Below are 1,116 nucleotides of genomic sequence, written 5' to 3'. Positions count from 1 at the left end.
TACAGCCTAGCGTGCTTGAGAGACCTGCAAAGCTTCTTTAATGACCTCTTCGAGTTCCGCACGCGTCGCCCCGTCTCGAGCCTGGACGGACATGCCCTGAAGCACGGCCACCAGAAAGCGAGCGAAGGAGCGGGATCGGGCCGGATCGAGCCAGCGTCCCAATGCGTCAGCAATAGCTTCCCGCATAGCGTCTCGGCGGTCGGACAAAACCCGCGCGAGAGAGGCGTGTTCTTCGGCACACTGCAGCATGCCGCTCGAGACCATGCATCCTCTTTCTCCGGCGGGATCGGTTACGGCGTCGGCGGCTTGACGCAATATCGCTGCCACCGTTTCATCAAGCGTTGACGCCAAACCAAGGTTCATCGCGCCCGACACTGTGGAATAATGATCCAAGGTCTCACGATATAGCTGGGCTTTGCTGCCGAACGCAGCATAGAGACTCGGCGGCGCGACGCCGATCGCGGCCGTCAAGTCGTTGAGCGAAACACCTTCATAACCGTGTTGCCAGAACAGCCGCATAGCGATGTCGACCGCCTGTTCACGGTTGAATGTGCGCGGTCCGCCACGCCGCTTTCTGCTTTCCTTATCCATAGTGATCACTAAATACTGCTTGACGGGGGAGGTCAAGTCGCTAGTTTGTAGTGATCGCTAAATATTACACGATCCACCAAACAAAGGTAAAATCGATGACCGGAAATTCTCTTACGAGGGCGATGAAAAGCATGTTCGCCGTCGTCTTACTCGTGGCGACCGCGTCCGCAGCTGCGGCTGCCGGCAAGGAATACACCGTCAAATCATCCGATGGCGTGGTGATCGCTGTCGAGGAAACCGGAAATCCGCAGGGTTGGCCAATCGTGTTCATCCATGGTCTGCTCGGCAGTCGCATCAACTGGGATAAGCAAACGTCCAGTCCCGACCTGCAGAAATTTCGGATCATCACATACGATCTCAGGGGTCATGGCCGTTCGGGGAAGCCGGATAGCGCGGACGCCTACAAGGATGGCGGTCGTTGGGCAGACGATCTCGCTGCGGTACTGAAGCAGAGCAAAGCCAAGAAACCCGTCCTCGTCGGCTGGTCTCTGGGTGGCGTAGTTCTCTCAAACTATCTCGCCGCTC

At 57.4% G+C, this 1,116-nt stretch carries 2 protein-coding genes; one reads left to right on the top strand and one right to left on the bottom strand.

What is annotated here, in order from left to right; translation table 11 throughout:
- Window positions 1-6 precede the first annotated feature (6 nt).
- Window positions 7-591, bottom strand: a complete 585-nt coding sequence (locus AC13RC_RS34070) for a TetR/AcrR family transcriptional regulator (RefSeq protein WP_113355856.1) — start codon at window positions 589-591, stop codon at window positions 7-9.
- Window positions 592-713: 122 nt separating this feature from the next.
- On the opposite strand from AC13RC_RS34070, the gene AC13RC_RS34065 reads away from it, so the two are divergent.
- On the top strand, window positions 714-1,116 hold a 403-nt coding region (locus AC13RC_RS34065), incomplete at its 3' end, for an alpha/beta fold hydrolase (RefSeq protein WP_488559792.1).

The sequence above is a fragment of the Martinezella sp. CNPSo 3890 genome, assembly GCF_057784455.1.
The sequence above is the reverse complement of the archived record's forward strand: the minus strand, read 5'-3'. Positions and strand labels throughout refer to the sequence as shown.

Coding starts and splice junctions, on each gene's coding strand:
- AC13RC_RS34070 (WP_113355856.1), bottom strand. CDS start 591: ATGGATAAGGAAAGCAGAAAGCGGCGTGGCGGACCGCGCACATTCAAC.